Origin of the sequence: Burkholderia sp. LAS2, assembly GCF_018417615.1 — a bacterium.
Taxonomy (GTDB): Bacteria; Pseudomonadota; Gammaproteobacteria; order Burkholderiales; family Burkholderiaceae; genus Burkholderia; species Burkholderia sola.
This window is the reverse complement of record NZ_CP071053.1, coordinates 1,655,240-1,672,211: the sequence shown is the minus strand read 5'-3', so window position 1 is coordinate 1,672,211 and position 16,972 is coordinate 1,655,240. Positions and strand designations below refer to the sequence as shown.

The 16,972-nt window shown below is 67.4% G+C and carries 13 protein-coding genes; 7 read left to right on the top strand and 6 right to left on the bottom strand.

The genetic code is table 11. The features are described 5' to 3' along the window. Positions 1-2 precede the first annotated feature (2 nt). Positions 3-1,160, bottom strand: a complete 1,158-nt coding sequence (locus JYG37_RS27850) for an amine dehydrogenase large subunit (RefSeq protein ID WP_089489629.1) — start codon at positions 1,158-1,160, stop codon at positions 3-5. Positions 1,161-1,401: 241 nt separating this feature from the next. Here JYG37_RS27850 and JYG37_RS27845 point away from each other — a divergent pair, with 241 nt between their 5' ends. The 5 genes from JYG37_RS27845 (at position 1,402) to JYG37_RS27825 (ending at position 7,431) form a co-directional block, all read left to right on the top strand. Further along, complete coding sequence (locus JYG37_RS27845; protein WP_050012314.1) at positions 1,402-2,364, top strand: helix-turn-helix domain-containing protein; 963 nt, start codon at positions 1,402-1,404, stop codon at positions 2,362-2,364. 102 nt (positions 2,365-2,466) lie between these two features. Beyond that, complete coding sequence (locus tag JYG37_RS27840) at positions 2,467-3,411, top strand: GlxA family transcriptional regulator (protein WP_050012313.1); 945 nt, start codon at positions 2,467-2,469, stop codon at positions 3,409-3,411. Between the two features lie 477 nt (positions 3,412-3,888). Continuing rightward, on the top strand, positions 3,889-5,601 hold the full coding sequence (locus tag JYG37_RS27835) for a M36 family metallopeptidase (RefSeq protein ID WP_213346232.1): 1,713 nt from the start codon (positions 3,889-3,891) through the stop codon (positions 5,599-5,601). 79 nt (positions 5,602-5,680) lie between these two features. Beyond that, positions 5,681-6,934, top strand: coding sequence for a M20/M25/M40 family metallo-hydrolase (locus JYG37_RS27830; protein ID WP_213346231.1), 1,254 nt, complete (start codon positions 5,681-5,683; stop codon positions 6,932-6,934). A gap of 134 nt (positions 6,935-7,068) precedes the next feature. Further along, positions 7,069-7,431, top strand: a complete 363-nt coding sequence (locus JYG37_RS27825) for a YbjQ family protein (protein WP_050012310.1) — start codon at positions 7,069-7,071, stop codon at positions 7,429-7,431. A gap of 13 nt (positions 7,432-7,444) precedes the next feature. Here the strand turns inward: JYG37_RS27825 and JYG37_RS27820 are convergent, their stop codons facing one another. The 4 genes from JYG37_RS27820 to betC all read right to left on the bottom strand — a co-directional run bounded on the left by JYG37_RS27820 (position 7,445) and on the right by betC (position 12,885). Further along, positions 7,445-8,695, bottom strand: coding sequence for an MFS transporter (locus JYG37_RS27820; protein WP_089489632.1), 1,251 nt, complete (start codon positions 8,693-8,695; stop codon positions 7,445-7,447). A 243-nt stretch (positions 8,696-8,938) separates the two neighbouring features. After that, complete coding sequence (locus JYG37_RS27815; protein WP_050012308.1) at positions 8,939-10,078, bottom strand: porin; 1,140 nt, start codon at positions 10,076-10,078, stop codon at positions 8,939-8,941. A 259-nt stretch (positions 10,079-10,337) separates the two neighbouring features. Further along, a complete protein-coding gene (gene choX, locus JYG37_RS27810; RefSeq protein ID WP_213346230.1) occupies positions 10,338-11,306 on the bottom strand; it encodes a choline ABC transporter substrate-binding protein in 969 nt (322 codons plus the stop codon). 43 nt (positions 11,307-11,349) lie between these two features. Then, positions 11,350-12,885, bottom strand: coding sequence for a choline-sulfatase (gene betC / locus JYG37_RS27805; RefSeq protein WP_050012306.1), 1,536 nt, complete (start codon positions 12,883-12,885; stop codon positions 11,350-11,352). A gap of 240 nt (positions 12,886-13,125) precedes the next feature. Between betC and JYG37_RS27800 the strand changes: the two genes are divergently transcribed. Beyond that, the gene (locus tag JYG37_RS27800; RefSeq protein ID WP_050012305.1) at positions 13,126-14,031 is read left to right on the top strand and encodes a choline sulfate utilization transcriptional regulator; all 906 of its coding nucleotides are present in this window, start codon (positions 13,126-13,128) and stop codon (positions 14,029-14,031) included. Between the two features lie 202 nt (positions 14,032-14,233). Next, positions 14,234-15,118, top strand: coding sequence for a formyltetrahydrofolate deformylase (purU, locus tag JYG37_RS27795; protein WP_050012304.1), 885 nt, complete (start codon positions 14,234-14,236; stop codon positions 15,116-15,118). Between the two features lie 163 nt (positions 15,119-15,281). Here the strand turns inward: purU and JYG37_RS27790 are convergent, their stop codons facing one another. Beyond that, positions 15,282-16,937 carry a trimethylamine N-oxide permease gene (locus JYG37_RS27790; protein ID WP_050012303.1) on the bottom strand — a complete coding sequence of 552 codons (1,656 nt, stop codon included), beginning with the start codon at positions 16,935-16,937 and terminating at the stop codon, positions 15,282-15,284. Positions 16,938-16,972 lie beyond the last annotated feature (35 nt).

Sequence of the window (16,972 nt, the reverse complement as noted above, 5' to 3'; positions counted from 1 at the left end):
CCTCACGGGTTGACGAGCAGCGACGACGTATTGCCGATCTGCTTCTCGACGTGCCGCAGCGTGCCGGTACGCGCGTCCATCACGACGAGATCGGAGGTCGCCGTCAGCCCGTAGAACAGCGGCTTGTCGTCCTCGCTGATCTGGATCGACACGAGCGGCTCGACCTTCAGTTGCGCGAGATCCCAGCGCGCGACGCGCTGCTTCGTCTTCAGGTCGTACACCCACACCTGCGTGCCGGGATCCTTGTGCGAACCGTCGGCGCCCTTGTGCATCAGCACGTAGTAACGGTGCTGCTTCGCGTGCACGGCCGTCTGCTGCAGGCCGCCCGGACGCCAGCCTTCGGCGCGCTCGGCGTCCGTCAGCAGTGGCCACGGCGTGCCGAACGCCGGCTTGTCGCCGCTGAAATCGGCGCTGCGCACGGTGCCGCCGTACGTGGTGAACAGATAGCCGCCGTTGTACCGCGACGCGTTCACGAACGCCGGATCCTTGTCGACGTCGATGAACGCGTCCGACATCGTGCGCTTCGTTTCCTTGCCGTTCGCGTCGAGCGTGACGGTCAGCGCCTTGCCGCTTTCGCACAGCGCGGTGAAGCGGTCGTTGCCCGACGGATACGCGAGCACGCACGCAGCCATGTCGATCTCCGACAGCACCTGCTTCGAGACGGCGTCGATCACCGTCACCGACGCGGCCGGCGTGATGTTCGCGACGTACAGCCGCTTGCCGTCGGCGCTGAACGCGGTGTTGTACGGCGACGGCACATGCTGCCCGTGCTTCGCCGGAATCACGATCTCGCCCGCGTGATCGAGCGTCGTGTTGTCGATCATCTCGACGACGTCGGTGCGCGTGCCGTGCGAGCCGCGCGAGAAATAGGTCGTCGCGACGAAGCTCGTCTTGCGGTCGGGCGAGATCGCGAAGCCGGGGGCGAAGCCGCCGTCGATCTGGCCGAGCAGCTTCTTCGCATCCGCGTCGTACACGTGGATGCGCCCGTCGGTCATCGACGGCATCGAGATGTCGACGACATAGACCTCGTGCGGATGCCACGGCGGCATCTTCTGCACGACCAGCTCTTCGGGTTTTTCCGTCGCGTTCGCGCTGCCGGCCGATGCCGCCGCCAACGCCAGCGTCGCCGCGAGCGCCGCGGTTCGTCGCCTTGTCCTCATGCCGCCTCCAGTGGGGAATTCACGTTATGTGGGGCGACTGTAGTTCGACAATAAATCCCGTCAGCACCCGGACCGGCAACGCGTACGTGCCGATTCGGGATATTGGAAATGCGCGTGAAAGCCTCGCTGTACCGCCCCTTCCGACCCTCTGAAACATGCACACGGAATAGCGCTGCCCCGTATTGCGCCGACTATTCGGTCGGTTTAATCTTGCGCGGTTCGAACGATCGCCGGAGGGGCCGTGCTCGCGTTTCATCAGAGGTTCGACGACGCAGACCGACATGCCGAGGCGCTGCGCGGCTGGAATCAGCGTTACGACCAGATCGGGTCCGGCGCGTATCGCAGCGCGGTCAAAAACGCGGTGTTCGACGGCGCGCAACTGTTCCAGGAAGCGGCGAACGTGCGCATCATCCAGCGCGGATGTTTGCCGCACGGCCATACGGTGTTCGGCATGCCGCTCACCGGCTCGGGCACCTTCGCGTTCGGCGATGCGCGCCTCGAGCGCGGCACGATCGTGATGGCGCGCGGCGGCGCGCCGTTCGAACTCCATTCACCCGACGACATGTCGCTGATCGGCGTGGTTGTCGAACCCGAATTGATGCAGCAGATCGAGGATGCGGCCGACGTGCGGCTGGACGCACGCGCGCTGCGGCGCGGCGTCGTCGAGGTGCCGGTCGCCGCGCGCGACCGTGCGAGCATGCAGCTCGCGACGCTGCTCGAACGCGTGCTGTCGGCGCCCGATGCGTTCGACGCGGCGCCCGCGCAACACGCGCTGCGCGCCGACGTCGGCAACGTGCTCGTCGATCTCCTCACGTACCGGATGCCCGAGCCGTCGAACCGGCTCACGCATGCCTGTCACGCCGACATCGTGCGCCGCGTGCACGACTACGTGATCGAGCACCCGGAAGCGCCCGTCGACATCCTGAGCCTGTGCACGCAACTGCGCGTGAGCCGGCGCACGATGCAGAACAGCTTTCAGTCGGTCGTCCAGACGAGCCCGCTCAACTACACGCGCGCGCTGCGCCTCGCGCAGGTCCGACGCCTGCTGCTCGACACGCGGCAATCGGACCTGCCGATCAGCGAAGCGGCCGCACGCTGGGGCTTCATGCATCTCGGGCATTTCGCGAACGCGTACAAGGCGCAATTCGGCGAATTGCCGTCGACGACGGCGCGCCGGACGGTGCGTGGTGCAAAAACGCGCTGAGCGCCGGCAAAAAACCGCGATAATCCCGGCTTGAACGTTCGGCGCACTGCGCGCCGGCCCGCGCGGTGCGCGGCGCCCCCCCTGCTTCCACCCCACGCCCCGATGCCCGAGGATTTCCACTTCCTGCTGCTGCCCGGCTTCTCCGCGCTCGGCTTCATGTCCGCGGTCGAGCCGCTGCGCGTCGCGAACCGCTTTCGCACCGAGCTGTATCGCTGGCACGTCATCAGCGCGGACGGCGCGCCCGTCGCCGCGAGCAACGGCATTCCGGTCGCCGCCGAAGCCGCGTGCGCGGACGTCCCGCAGGTCGATACGGTGTTCGTCGTCGCCGGCTTCGATCCGCTCGTGTGCTACACGCGCACGCTCGGCGACTGGCTGCGCCGCCAGCACCGGCACGGCGCCACGCTCGGCGGCATCGATACGGGCAGCTTCGTGCTCGCGGAGGCCGGGCTGTTCGACGCGTCGCAATCGCTCACGCTGCACTGGGAAGCGCTGGCCGCGTTCCGCGAGCGCTATCCCGGCCTGAACGCGACGCAGGAGCTGTTCGAGATCGACGACCGGCGCATCACGTGCGCGGGCGGCACCGCGTCGATCGACATGATGCTCGACCTGATCGGCCGCCGGCACGGCGCCGATCTCGCGGCCGCAATCTCCGAGCAGTTCGTCGTCAGCCGCATCCGGCAGCGCTCGGACAGCCAGCGGCTCGAGATCGCCGCGCGCTACGGCGTGCACAACCGCAAGCTGATCCAGGTGATCGGCACGATGCAGCGGCACATGGAGAACCCGCTCGGCTCCGACGCGCTCGCGCAGGAGGTGTCGATCACGCGGCGCCAGCTCGAACGGCTGTTCAGCGCGACGCTGAACGACACGCCGACGCACTTCTACCTGAACCTGCGCCTCGATCGCGCACGCGAACTGCTGCAGCAGACCGACATGAGCATCACGTCGGTGTGCGTCGCGTGCGGCTTCGAATCGCCGTCGCATTTCTCGCGCACCTATCGCGCACGATTCGGAATGAGCCCGCGCAGCGACCGGCGGGCGACGCGCTGATCGTCTCGGCTTTTGATCACAATCCGGCGCGGTATTGCGCGTTCCGGCGGCGTTTCCGTCCGTTCGCTGAACAATGTCGGCAACTGGTCGACGAACCGAAGCGGTCGTCGAAAATAATCTGGAATGTCGTTGAAAATATTCTGTAACATACCAAAAAAAGTTAGATAGGCAGCCTAACGATACGCCTGCTTCATCTCGCGCGCGTCGTGCCACGCAGGCTGCCCACCGATATCACGATCGATCCGAGGGGTATGACATGACGATGCTCGATTCGCCGTCGCCGCACCTGCCTGCCGTTCGCTTCTTCTCCGCTTCGCCTGCCCGCTTCTTTTCGACCTGACATTTAGAGCTCCTTAGTCAGTCGACATTCCCACACCGCTTCGCCGCACCGGTCCCATCGAACCGGCGCGCGGGCCGTGTCGTGCCTGCTCGCCACGAGCGCGCGGGCGTGTCCAACCGTTGAGATGAGGATCACGTATGCAGACATCACGCAAAGCATTGCCGCTCGCCCTGGGTCTCGTGCTCGGTTTCGGCATCGTCGGCGGCACCCAGGCCGATACGAAAGTGTCGAATCCGCAGGCCGCGAGCCTGCGCGAAAGCCTGACGCGCGGCGTCGCGCCGCCGGCCGCGAAGGCCGACACGGCCGCCGGGCAATTCCGCGCGGACGGCGTCGCCGTCACGCTGTACAACCCGGCCTATCGCGTCAAGAAAGCTGCCGCGACGCCCGCCGCCACCGCGCGCGACTTCGTCGCGTCGCAGGCGGCGCAGCTCGGGCTCGACGCGGCCGCGCTCGCGAGCCTCGTCGTCACGTCGGAGCGCAACGACGCCGACTTCACCGTCGTGCGCCTGCAGCAGCAGGCCGCCGGGCTGCCCGTGTACGGCAGCGACATCGCGGTGACCGTCGCGAAGGACGGCCGCATCCTGTACGTCGCGAGCAACACGATCAACGGCGTGGTCGCGACGACGCGCAAGTCGCAGGCCGTCGACCAGCAGCAGGCGCTCGACCGCGCCCGCGCGTATCTCGGCGTGAGCGGCTTCACGCATCTCGACGCGCAGCTCGTCGCGTTCGTCGACAAGGCCGGCACGCACACCGCGTGGAAGGTGCGCGGCCGTCCGCAGGACGGCCCGAAAGGCGACTGGGAACTGCTGATCGACTCGGCAAGCGGCGAAGTGCTGCGCGCGGAGGACAAGGCGTTCTACGCGACCGACGGCACCGGCTTCGTGTTCCGCCCCGATCCGCTGTCGCCGACGAAAAGCAGCTACGGCAGCACCGGCTACAAGGACAGCAACGACGCCGATTCGACGCAGCTCGCGGCCGCGCGCGTGCGCGTGACGCTGAAGGATCTCGCGCAGTCGGGCACGCGCTACACGCTGACGGGCCCGTACGCGTCGTGCATCGATTTCGATGCGCCGCTCGACAAGGCCTGCCCGTCGCAGTCCACGCCCGCGTTCGAGTTCACGCGCGGCAACCTGTATTTCGAGGCCGTGAACGTGTACTACCACATCGACACGTTCCTGCGCTACGTGAACCAGACGCTCGGCATCAAGGCGCTGCCGTACCAGTACACGGGCGGCGTGCAGTACGACCCGCACGGCGAATCGGGCGACGACAACTCGTCGTATTCGTCGAGCAGCGGCCGGCTGACGTTCGGGCAAGGCGGCGTCGACGACGCGGAAGACGCGGACGTCGTGATCCACGAACTCGGCCACGGCATCCACGACTGGGTCACCAACGGCGGCCTGTCGCAACAGGAAGGCTTGTCGGAAGGCACCGGCGACTATCTCGCCGCCGCGTACAGCCGCGACTTCAACCAGTGGAGCCCGTCGGATGCGCAGTATCACTGGGTCTACAACTGGGACGGTCACAACGAGTTCTGGGGCGGCCGCGTGACCAACTGGAACGTCGGGCGCACCTACGCGCAGGCGCGCGGCGCGGAGATCCACACGGCCGGCCAGTACTGGGCGTCGTGCAACCTCGTCGCGCGCGACGCGATCGGCGCGCAGGCGATGGACAAGGCGTTCCTGAAGGGGCTGTCGATGACCAACAGCTCGACCAACCAGAAGGCCGCCGCGCAGGCCGTGCTGACGGCTGCCTCCGCGCTCGGCTACAGCAGCGCGCAGCTCACCGCGATCGGCAACGCGTACAACAAGAGCTGCACGTACGGCGTGACCGTTCCGCAGAAGTCGTAATACCGCAGCAGGCGGGAGCGCATCGCACGACCTGCGGCGCGCTCCCTTCATCGACATCGCCATCCTCACGAGATCGAACATGCCCACTCTGACACCAACCTGCCTGAGCGCCGCGCTGGGCGGCATGCTGCTGAGCGCCGCCGCGCACGCGACACCCGTCTGGATCACGCTCGGCGACACCGCGTTCCGCCAGCTTCAACGCATCGATGCGACCGCAACCGCGCAGTACAGCACGACCGTCGATGCCGGCAAGGCGGCCGACGGCGCCGCGCGCCGCGAAACCGTTCACGTCGTCGAGATCGACGATGCCCGGCTCGGCGAGCTGGCCCACGCCGTCCACCACACGCGCGGCCACGGGCCCGGCTACGTCGTGCACGATTCGTTCGACGACGCGCGGCAGGCGCTGCAGCCGTTACCGGCGACGCTCGCGAAACAGGCCGCCGCCCCCGCGTACACGGTGTCCAACGTGCCGCAGATCGGCACGTGGGTCCAGCAACTGCAAGCGAGCAACATCGTCGGCACGATCACGTCGCTGTCCGGCTTCACGAACCGCTACTACACGACGTCGCACGGCGTCGCCGCGTCCGACTGGCTCGCGCTGCAGTGGAAGCAGCTGGCGGGCTCACGCGCCGACATCACCGTCGAACAGTTCGCGCACACGGGCTTTCCGCAGAAATCCGTGATCCTGACGATCCGCGGCAGCGATCCGGCCGCGGGCACGGTCGTGCTCGGCGGCCACCTCGATTCGACCGTCGGCCGCACGACGGAGAACTCGCGCTCGCCCGGCGCCGACGACGACGCGTCGGGCATCGCCAGCCTGACCGAGGCGCTGCGCGTGCTGCTCGCGAACAACTACAGGCCGAAACGGACCATCAAGTTCGTCGGGTATGCGGCCGAGGAAGCCGGCCTGCTCGGCTCGAAGGCGATCGCGAAGCAGTTCCGCACGCAGAATGCGAACGTGGTCGGCGTGCTGCAGCTCGACATGACGAACTACAAGGGCGATCCGAAGGACATCTACCTGATCACCGACTACACGAACGCCGCGCAGAACACCTATGTGAAGAACCTGGCGGCGACCTACCTGCCGGAGCTCGCGATCGGCACGTCGCAGTGCGGCTATGCGTGCTCGGATCATGCGTCGTGGAATGCGCAGGGGTACCCGGCATCGTTCCCGTTCGAAGCCGACCAGAACGACAGCCCATACATCCACACGGTGAACGACACGCTGGAAAACTCGGATCGACAGGCGAACCATGCGCTGAAGTTCGGCAAGCTCGCGCTCGCCTATGCGGTCGATCTCGGCGGCATTGCCGGCGCGACGATCAAGCGCTGAGCGTGCGTTGCCGAGCGGCTCTCGCGTTCGGCAACGACACGGGCGCCCGTCTGCTTCTGGGGGCGCCCGTTCGAATGCGTTGTCTCGGTCCGGCTAGAATCGTCGTTCGACCACTCGCCACACGCTTGCCCACCATGACCGAACCCATCCGCTCCATCGACGACCTGTCGCCCGCCCGCGTCACGACCGCCTTCGACCTGCCTGGCCATACGACCGTCCGCTCGCTCGGCGTCGCCCAAGGCATCGTCGTGCGCTCGCGCTCGATCGTCGGCTCGTTCGGCGCGTCGCTGCAGACGATCTTCGGCGGCAACATCACACTCTATACGTCGCTGTGCGAGAAGGCGCGCGAGCAGGCGTTCGACAAGATGCTCGCCGACGCGCGCAAGCTCGGCGCGAACGCGATCGTCGCGATGCGCTACGACTCGACCGAGATCGGCGCGGGCGTGACCGAAGTCATCTGCTACGGCACGGCCGTGCGCGTGACGCAGGATGCATGACGCGTGATGCGCGTCATGCGTCGCGTTCGAGCGACTTCATGCTCGTGAGCTGCGGAAAGAGCCGCATCCATGCGAGCGCGACGGCGATCGTCGCCGCGCCGCCGACGACGATCGCGGCCGGCGCGCCCCACCACGCAGCCGTCACGCCCGATTCGAATTCGCCGAGCTGGTTCGACGTGCCGATGAACAGCGAGTTGACCGCGCTCACGCGGCCGAGCATGTCGTCCGGCGTGCGCAGTTGCACGAGCGACAGTCGCACGACGACGCTGATCACGTCCGATGCGCCGAGCGCGGCCAGCGCCACGAGCGACAACGCGAAGTGCCGCGACAATCCGAACACGATCGTCGCGATGCCGAACGCGATCACGCCGCCGAACATCGCGCGGCCCGGCCGCCCCTTCAACGGGAAACGCGTGAGCCACAGCGTGCCCGCGAGCGCGCCGACCGCCGGCGCCGCGCGCAATGCGCCGAGCCCCCACGGGCCGACCTGCAGGATGTCGCGCGCGTAGATCGGCAGCAGCGCGGTCGCGCCGCCGAACAGCACCGCGAACAGGTCGAGCGACAGCGCGCCGAGGATCGCCGGCTCGCGCCGGATGAACGCGATGCCCGAAAACACCGAGCGCAGCGTGACCGGCTCGCGCGCCGGCGGCGCGGTACGCAGCGGAATCGTGCCGCTCAGCATCGCCGCGATCGCGAAGGCCGCGACGCTCGTGCCGAACGCGACGGGCGCGCCGACACCGTAGAGCAGCCCGCCGAACGCGGGCCCGAGAATCTGCGCGGCCTGGTTCGCGGACGTCGACAGCGCGGTCGCGCGCGGCAGGTCGGTGCGCGGCACGACGGCCGGCAACAAAGACGACACCGACGGCGACTCGAACGCGCGCGCCGTGCCGACGATCGCCGCGAGCGCATACACGGCCGGCGCGGCCAGCCACCCTTGCACCCCGCCGATCAGGAACACGCCGGCGGCCAGCGCCTCGACGCTCTGGCAGATCGTCGCGATGCGCCGGCGGTCGTAGCGGTCGGCCACCTGCCCGACGACGAGCGTCAGCGCGAACATCGGCACGAACTGCGCGAGGCCGACGAGACCGAGCGCGAACGCGCTGTGCGTGAGCGCGTACACATACCAGCCGATTGCGACCGACAGGATCTGGAAAGCCAGGGAAGACATCACGCGCGTGCCCCAGAAACGCTGGAACGGTGCGTGGCGGAACAGATTGGCGGGTAACGGGGATAAAGGACGGGAATCGGGCACGGGGGTGGTCATCGGGATCTCGGCGGTTGGCGCTGCGCACCGCAACCGTTCGGGAAACGACGACACACGCGAGTGCGTGCGCGCGGCGACGGTGCGGACGCGGCCAAACCGCGATGATATGCCAACCACGAAAAACCGGCCGGCAGTCGGCCGCGCGCCCGATGAAGCCGGCGCATCGCACAAAAAAAAGCGCGAACCGTGGTTCGCGCCAAAGAGAGACCTCGCTGAAGACGTCACATCATCCTGCCACGCCGCTTAGAACGAATGCCGCATCCCGATCCGCACGTCGGCCTGCGTCTGCGTCGTCGACGGCGTGAAGCTGTAGCCGATCACCGCATCGACGCCCTGCGACGCACGCAGGTAATCGCCGGAGATGTAGATGTCGGTGCGCTTCGACAGCAGGTAGTGCAGGCCGGCCGTGCCCTGGTTCCAGTGATGGCCTTCGAAGCGCGTGTGCTGGTAGCCCGCGATGAAGCTCAGCGCCGGCGTGAACTGGTACAGGCCGCCGCCTTCGTACACCTGCATGTGCGACGACTGGCCGAAGCCCTTGATCGTCGTGTACGAGTAGTTCGCGTCGAGCGTCAGCTTGCCGATCGTGTAGCTGGTGCCGATGCCGAACGTGCCCTGGCTGTCGACGTCCATCGCGGTGTTCGAGAACAGGTCGGTGCGGGCGCCGGTCGCCGGATCGACGGTGACGGTCTGCTGGCCGAGGAACGTATGCGTGCCGATCATCGCGTACGGGTCGAACGCGTAGATGCCGTTCGGGTTGTTCAGGCGCGTGTACGCGGCGCCGATCGAGAAGTCGCCCTTCGTGAAGCTCGCGCCCGCGCTCCAGGCGCTGTTGCGATGGAAGTTGCCCGCGACGTTGCCGAACGAATACATCGCGCCGAACTTGAAGCCGCTCAGGTCGTTCGACAGGAACTTCACCGAGTTCGGCAGGCGGTCGCCGTTGAAGCGGTCGAAGTCGCCCTGGTGGATCGCATAGCCGCTGCCCCACGCCGAGATGTTGTAGATCGACACGAGTTCGTTCGTGATGTCGAGCTGGTTGCCGAACGACAGCGTGCCCCAGTCGTTCTGCAGGCCGACATACGCCTGCCGGCCGAATTCCGCGCCGCCGAAGCCGAGTTGCCCGTTGCCGAGGTGGAAGCCGCTCTCGAGCGTGAACACGGCCTTCAGGCCGCCGCCCAGGTCTTCGGTGCCCTTGAGGCCGAAGCGGTTTCCGTAGGCGATGCCGTCGTCGAACTTGACCACGTGCGAGCCGCCCGTGTTGTTCACGTACGTGATGCCCGCGTCGAGAATCCCGTACAGCGTCACGCTGCTCTGCGCATGCCCGATGGCGGGAATACAGGCCGCGCATGCAAGCGCGGCGGCTACGGCGACTTTCTTTTGCTTCATTGTCGACCACCCTCCCTGAACCGTTCGATGGAAAGAACCGTGGCCTGGCGCGTGCCGCAATACGCCGGCTGATTCGAATTCGGTACGTCTGCTGGCTCCGCTATTTCGTTTTCCGCAATAACGCAGCCATTGGCGAAAAATACAAACCCATATTTCCGGTCACCCGTCTGAAGGCGACACTAAATGGTCACGATGCGACGGGTCGGGAAAACACGTAGACGGGCGGCACGGCAAAAACCGGCCGCCAGGAGGAAGGCAATCAGCGGCCGTCGAGGGCCGCGCGCACGGCCGGCAGGCCCGGTGCGCCGGTCGCCGTCGTCACGCCGTCGAGCCAGCCGGCGAGCAGCGCGGGCTCGGCCTTCAGCGCATGCTGCGCCGCGAGCGCGGGAGACGTCTTGTGGTCGAGCATGTCGGCGATCATCCGGTTCTCGACGTCGACGGAGAACGTCATCTGCCGGAACAGCCGCGCGAGGTTCGTGCACTGGCCGGCGAACCCGGCACGCGTGACCGTGTTGACCGTCGCACCGCCGTAGTTCGGTCCAAAGTACGCATCGCCGCCCGACAGATACGTCAGATGAAACTTCGTGTTCATCAGATGCGGTTCCCACGCGAGAAACACGATCCAGCGCTTGTCGCGCACCGCGCGCTCGACCTGCGTGAGCATGCCCGTCTCGCTCGATTCGACGAGCGACCAGTTCGCGGACCCCAGCGCGTGGTCGGACAGCATCCGCTTGATGTTCTGGTTCGCGGGCGCGCCGGGCTCGATCCCGTAGATCTTGCCGCCGAGGCGGTCCGCGTAGCGCGCGAGATCGGCGAACGTGTGCACGCCGGCCGCGGCCACATAGTCGGGCACCGCGAGCGTGAACTTCGCGCCGCTCAGGTTCGCGTGCAGCACGTCGATCGATTTCTCGTCGACGAAGGGCTTCACGAGCGGCGCCTGCGCGGGCATCCAGTTGCCGAGGAACACGTCGACCTGCCCTTTCTTCAACCCCTGGTACGTGATCGGCACCGACAGGTTCGCGACGTCCTGCCGGTAGCCGAGCGCCTTCAGCACGACGCCCGCCATCGCGTTCGTCGCGTCGATGTCGGTCCAGCCGGGCGCCGCCATCTTCACGTCGCCGCAGGTCTGCGGATCGGCGGCGGACGCAGGCTGCGTCGCCGCCACGCACGCGGCGGCGGCGAACGCCGCGCCGATCCTTCGGAATGCTGCATTGCGTTGCCGTTTCATGGTTCGCTTCCTCCGTCGTTCTTCAATGATCGCTGCGGGACGTTCAACGCCCGACGCGCGGAAAACGCGCCATCGCTTCGAGCGTATCGAGTTCGATGTGATTGCGCATGTAGCGCTGGCTCGCGTCGGTGAACGGCTGCCAGTCCCACGCGTGGATGCGGCCCTGCGTCGTCGCCGCGTAATGGAAGCGCCGGCGTCGCTGGCTCGCGCGCACCTGCCGGTCCAGCTCGGGCAGGTTCCAGCGCTGCGCGGCCTCCGCGCGGAACGCGGCGAGCACGTCGGCGGCTTCCGGCTGCCCGGCCAGGTTCGTCAGCTCGCGCGGGTCGTCCGACAGGTGGTAGAGCTGGTCGGGATCGGCCGGGCAATGCACATATTTCCAGTCGCCGCGCCGAATCATCACCACCGGCGCGAGCGCGCCTTCCGCGAGGTATTCGCCGAGCGCGACGTCGTGCGCGGGCGTGCCCTGCAGGTGCGGCACGAGGCTCGCGCCATCGACCGGGTCCGGCCAGCCGCCGGCCGGCGCCGCGCCGGCCAGATCGACGAGCGTCGGCAGCAGGTCGACGTGCGACACGGGCCCGCGCACGCGCGCGGCGCCGAAGCGGCCCGGCGCATGCACGATCAGCGGCACGCGGCAGCCGCCCTCGAAAAACGTCATCTTGTACCAGAGCCCGCGCTCGCCGAGCATGTCGCCGTGGTCGGACGTGACGATCACGATCGTGTCGTCGGCGAACCCGCATTGCTCGAGCGCGGCCAGCACGCTGCCGAACTGCGTGTCCACGTACGACGTCGCGCCGTAATATGCGCGGCGCGCGGCGCGGATCTGCGCGTCGGTCGGCGGCGTGCGGTCGTTTTCGCAGACGAAGCGCAGCCGCTGCGAATGCGGATCGCTTTCGGCCGCATCGAGCCGCACGGCCGGCATGTCGATTTCTTCGTCGCCGTACAGATCCCAGTATTCGCGCGTGATCGCATACGGGTCGTGCGGATGGGTCAACGACACGACCATGCAGAACGGCCGCGCATCGTGCCCGGCCGCGCGTTCGCGCGCGACGTCGTACAGCTTCTGCTTCGCGGCGAACGTCACTTCGTCGTCGAAGTCGAGCTGATTCGTGCGCACGCAGGGGCCCGCATCGAGCACCGAGCTCATGTTGTGATACCAGCTCGGCCGCTCCGTCGGGCTGTCCCAGTTCGGCACCCAGCCGAAATCGGCCGGATAGATGTCGGTCGTGAGTCGCTCCTCGAAGCCGTGCAACTGATCGGGCCCGCAGAAATGCATCTTGCCGGACAGCATCGTCCGGTAGCCGCCCGCGCGCAGGTAATGCGCGAACGTCAGCGTTTGCGCCGGCAATTCGGCGGCGTTATCGTAGGCGCCGATGCCCGACGGCAGCTTGCCGGTCAGCAGCGAGAAGCGCGACGGCGCGCACAGCGGGCTCGCGCAGTACGCGGCGTCGAACACCACGCCTTCGGCGGCGAGCCGGTCGAGCGTCGGCGTGCGGGCGACGCGGTTGCCGTACGCGGGCAGCGCGAACGGCGTGAGCTGGTCGGCCATCAGGATCAGGATGTTGGGTGTCGGGTTCGTCATCGGCGATCGTGGGGAAAGCGGTGTTCGAATGGAACGGCGCGCCGCTTTGGCAGCGAGACGTCCGGCATGACGGAGGCGATCCGCAGAAACCGCCGCGCGCGGGGGCCGCGCTGGCTAGAATCGCGGAATGCGTGGCGCGCTGGCGCATGAAGCGCATCTGCCGCACCGTCCGCTGCACTATCGCCCGCCCGAATTCGCGCGGGTAGGCGTCCGGCCCTTATGGGGCCATTAGAGGGACTTATGTCGAAATCCGAACCGTTACCGTCGATGCAGGCGCTGCGCGCGTTCGAATCGGCCGCCCGGCTCGCGAGCTTCACGGCCGCCGCGCGCGAGCTCGGCTCGACGCAGCCGGCCGTGAGCCAGCAGGTGTTCCAGCTCGAAGCCGAACTCGGCGTGCCGCTGTTCGAACGCAGCCCGCGCGGCGTCACGCTGACGGCCGACGGCCAGTGCCTGTACGAAGCCGTGCGGCTGAGCCTCGACACGCTGCGCGGCGCGACCGCGACGCTGCGTGCGCGCCGCGAGCACGGCGCGCTCACGATCGTCACCGATTTCGGTTTCGCGACCTACTGGCTGATGCCGCGCCTGGCCGGGCTGAAGCACGTGATGCCGGACGTCGACGTGCGCGTCGTCACGTCACAGGATTACGACGCGCAGCGCGACCATGGCGACATCGCGATCCTGTTCGGCGACGGCCACTGGCCGTCGTGCACGGCCGCGCGGCTGTTTCCGGAATCCGTCACGCCGGTCTGCTCGCCCGCGTTCCGCGACGCGCACCCGGACGTCGCGCGGGCCGACCATTTGCTTGCGCTGCCGCTGCTGCACGTGCAGCCGACGCGCCCCGAGCGCTGGCTGTCGTGGTCGGGCTGGTTCGACGCGCACGGGCTCGAACCGCCGGCCGCCGCGCGCGGCGTGACCTTCAACAGCTATGCGCTCGTGATCCATGCGGCACTGCTCGGCGAAGGCGTCGCGCTCGGCTGGGCGCCGCTCGTCGACGAACTCGTCGCGTCCGGCCAGCTCGTGAAGCTGGTCGACGCGCCCGTCGTCACGTCGCGCGGCTACTTCCTGGTGCGCCCGCCGCAGCGGCCCGAGCCGGACGCGACCCACGTGTTCCGGCGCTGGCTGCTCGACGCGTGCGCGGCGGCCTGACGCGGCGCGCCCGCCCCGTTTCCGTCCCCCTTCCCCGCTCCCGGGCCCGCGCCCGCTGGCGCGCCGATACCAGCCACACGGCGCGTTGGTTCTATCCGCCCCGGAATCGTCCTGATTTACTTGAGCCTCCCGCTACCCGCGCGGCGCGGCGCTGTCGTGCGCCGTCGCGCGGCCGTGCGCCCCACGCCATCCGAGGAGTCTCATGACCGCCGAGCACCGCCCCGATCAATTCGTCCTGACACTGTCGTGCCCGAGCGCGGCCGGTCAGGTCGCCGCCGTCGTCGGCTTTCTCGATCGCCATCGCTGCTACGTCGATGCGCTGAACGTGTTCGACGACGATCTCAGCAACCGCTTCTTCGTGCGCTGCGTCTTTCATCCGACGGATGAGACGTTGCAGATCGACGCGCTGCGTCAGGAATTCGGGCCGATCGCGGCCGGACTCGGCGGCCGCGACGGCGACATCCAGTGGGCGATCCACGACGTCAATGCGCGGCCGAAGGTGCTGATCATGGTGTCGAAGCTCGAGCACTGCCTCGCGGATCTGCTGTTCCGCTGGCGGATGGGCGAGCTGAAGATGGACATCGTCGGCATCGTGTCGAACCACCCCGACTTCGAGCCGCTCGCCGTGCAGCACGGGCTGCCGTTCCGGCACTTCCCGATCACGGCCGACACCAAGGCGCAGCAGGAAGCGCAATGGCTCGACTTCTTCGAATCGAGCGGCGCCGAGCTCGTGATCCTCGCACGCTACATGCAGGTGCTGTCGCAGGAGACGAGCGCGAAGCTCGCGAACCGCGCGATCAACATCCATCACTCGTTCCTGCCCGGCTTCAAGGGCGCGAAGCCGTATCACCAGGCCCATGCGCGCGGCGTGAAGCTGATCGGCGCGACCGCGCACTTCGTCACCGACGATCTCGACGAAGGCCCGATCATCGAGCAGGTCGTCGAGCGCGTCGATCATGCGCTGCGACCGGAGCAACTGCTCGCGGTGGGGCGCGACGTCGAAAGCCTCACGCTCGCGCGCGCGGTGAAGGCGTTCATCGAGCGGCGGGTGTTTTTGAATGGCGACCGGACGGTGGTATTTCCGTAAGCGGATCGCAGCTGCGCTCGAACGCGGCGTCAACGAACAAGGCCCGACCGGCGTGTAACCGGTCGGGCCTTTTTTGTCGTCGCGCTGCGCCGGCGCTTCGCGCGATGGCCCCGTGTGCGGTTTCCGAAGCCATCGCGTGCCCCGACACGCACGCATTACCGCGTCACTTCACCCACGCGAAGTAATACGACAACCCGATCGTCAACCCCGCACCGATCAGCGCCGCATACGGCATCAGGCTCAGCCACAGCGCGCGCTTCGGCACTTCCAGCTCCATGTCGCGCTGCATCTGCGCGGGGAAGCGGCCGCGATCCTGCCAGTAGTGGCGATAGAGGAACACCGGCACGATCAGCAGCATCGCGATCAGCCCGTTGCGCAGCGTGCCTTCGCCTTGCAGGTTCGCACCCGCGCCGACGTAGACGAGGTTCGCGTACCCGCAAATCGCGCCGCCGACGAGCAGCCAGGTCGGACAACGGAACGGCCGATCCCAGTTGCCGCGATCCATCCGGTGGATCCAGCCGGACTGAAGATTCAGGAATACGAACAGCATGTAGCAGACGTTCGAAATCGACAGCACCGTCATGTAGTCCGACATCATCAGCAACACGAGGTTGAAGCCGAGGTCGGTCCACATCGCGCGCGTGGGCGAGCCGTGCTCGTTCACGTGCGACAGGTACTTCGGCAGCCAGCCGTCGACCGATGCCTGGTACAGCGTGCGCGACGAGCCCATCATCGACGTCATCACGATCAGCAGGATCGACAGCATCAGCATCACGACGACCGCATTCGCGACCCACGCGCCGCCGCCGACGATCTTCGCCATCGCGGCCGCGACGCCGGTGCCGTCGCCGATCGCCGGATCGAGCATCGCCTGCGTGCCGAGCGCGCCCTGGAACGCGAGCGGGACGAGCGTCATCACGACCAGACACAGCGCACCCGACCAGAAGATCGCCTTGGCCGTATCGCGCCGCGGATCGCGGAATTCACGCGTGTAGCAGACGGCCGTCTCGAAACCGTACGACGCCCAGCCGGCCATGAACATCGCGCCGAGCGCCATCGTCACGCCCTGCCCGTTCCACGAGCCGAACGTCGCGGCCGTGAGGTTGCCCTGCGCGTCGTGACCGAGCGGCAAGAGCGGCAGCAGGTTCGACATCGGCACGTCGCCGGTGACGAACGGCACGATGCCGACGATCAAGAGCGGCGTGAGCGACGCAATGCCGAGAATGCGCTGCGTACGTGCAGCCTTTGACGCACCGCTGTGCTGAAGCTTGAACGTGATGAGAAGCAGAATCGTCGCGATGATGAACGTCGCGTTGATTCGCAGGGAGAGACCGGGCTTGATGAACCCGAGATCCGCCACCTTGAGCTGCCAGTGCAGCACCGCCGCATTGGCGGGAAAGAGACTCGTGAGCGCATAGCTCGCCGCGAGGCCGCAGCCGAGCGCAAGCATCGGCGACCACGCGAGCCAGTTGCACCACACGGAAACCGGGGCAATCAGCTTGCTGTAACGGACCCAGCCAATCGCGCCGTACACCGACGCGCCGCCCGATTTATGGGGAAATAGCCCCGATATTTCCGCATAAGTCGCGCTTTGAATCAGCCCCATCGTGATCGCGGCGATCCAGATCGCCCACGCGGGCTGGCCGATCGTCGCGCATACGCCGCCGATCGTGAACAGCACGCCTGCCGGCACGCCGCTCGTCACCCAAAAAGCGTCTTTCCAGGTCAGGCCACGATGCAGCGTGTGGCCCGTCGAATCATGTGAGATCGTTGCCTCAACATCACTGGTGCGATTCGCACGCAGTCCTGCTTGACTCATCCAATTCCTCCTCTCGATCAGAGTTGGCGCTTCAG

Coding starts and splice junctions, on each gene's coding strand:
- JYG37_RS27815 (WP_050012308.1), bottom strand. CDS start 10,078: ATGAAGCAAAAGAAAGTCGCCGTAGCCGCCGCGCTTGCATGCGCGGCC.
- JYG37_RS27790 (WP_050012303.1), bottom strand. CDS start 16,937: ATGAGTCAAGCAGGACTGCGTGCGAATCGCACCAGTGATGTTGAGGCA.
- betC (WP_050012306.1), bottom strand. CDS start 12,885: ATGACGAACCCGACACCCAACATCCTGATCCTGATGGCCGACCAGCTC.
- JYG37_RS27820 (WP_089489632.1), bottom strand. CDS start 8,695: ATGACCACCCCCGTGCCCGATTCCCGTCCTTTATCCCCGTTACCCGCC.
- JYG37_RS27850 (WP_089489629.1), bottom strand. CDS start 1,160: ATGAGGACAAGGCGACGAACCGCGGCGCTCGCGGCGACGCTGGCGTTG.
- JYG37_RS27840 (WP_050012313.1), top strand. CDS start 2,467: ATGCCCGAGGATTTCCACTTCCTGCTGCTGCCCGGCTTCTCCGCGCTC.
- JYG37_RS27825 (WP_050012310.1), top strand. CDS start 7,069: ATGACCGAACCCATCCGCTCCATCGACGACCTGTCGCCCGCCCGCGTC.
- JYG37_RS27830 (WP_213346231.1), top strand. CDS start 5,681: ATGCCCACTCTGACACCAACCTGCCTGAGCGCCGCGCTGGGCGGCATG.
- JYG37_RS27835 (WP_213346232.1), top strand. CDS start 3,889: ATGCAGACATCACGCAAAGCATTGCCGCTCGCCCTGGGTCTCGTGCTC.
- choX (WP_213346230.1), bottom strand. CDS start 11,306: ATGAAACGGCAACGCAATGCAGCATTCCGAAGGATCGGCGCGGCGTTC.
- purU (WP_050012304.1), top strand. CDS start 14,234: ATGACCGCCGAGCACCGCCCCGATCAATTCGTCCTGACACTGTCGTGC.
- JYG37_RS27800 (WP_050012305.1), top strand. CDS start 13,126: ATGTCGAAATCCGAACCGTTACCGTCGATGCAGGCGCTGCGCGCGTTC.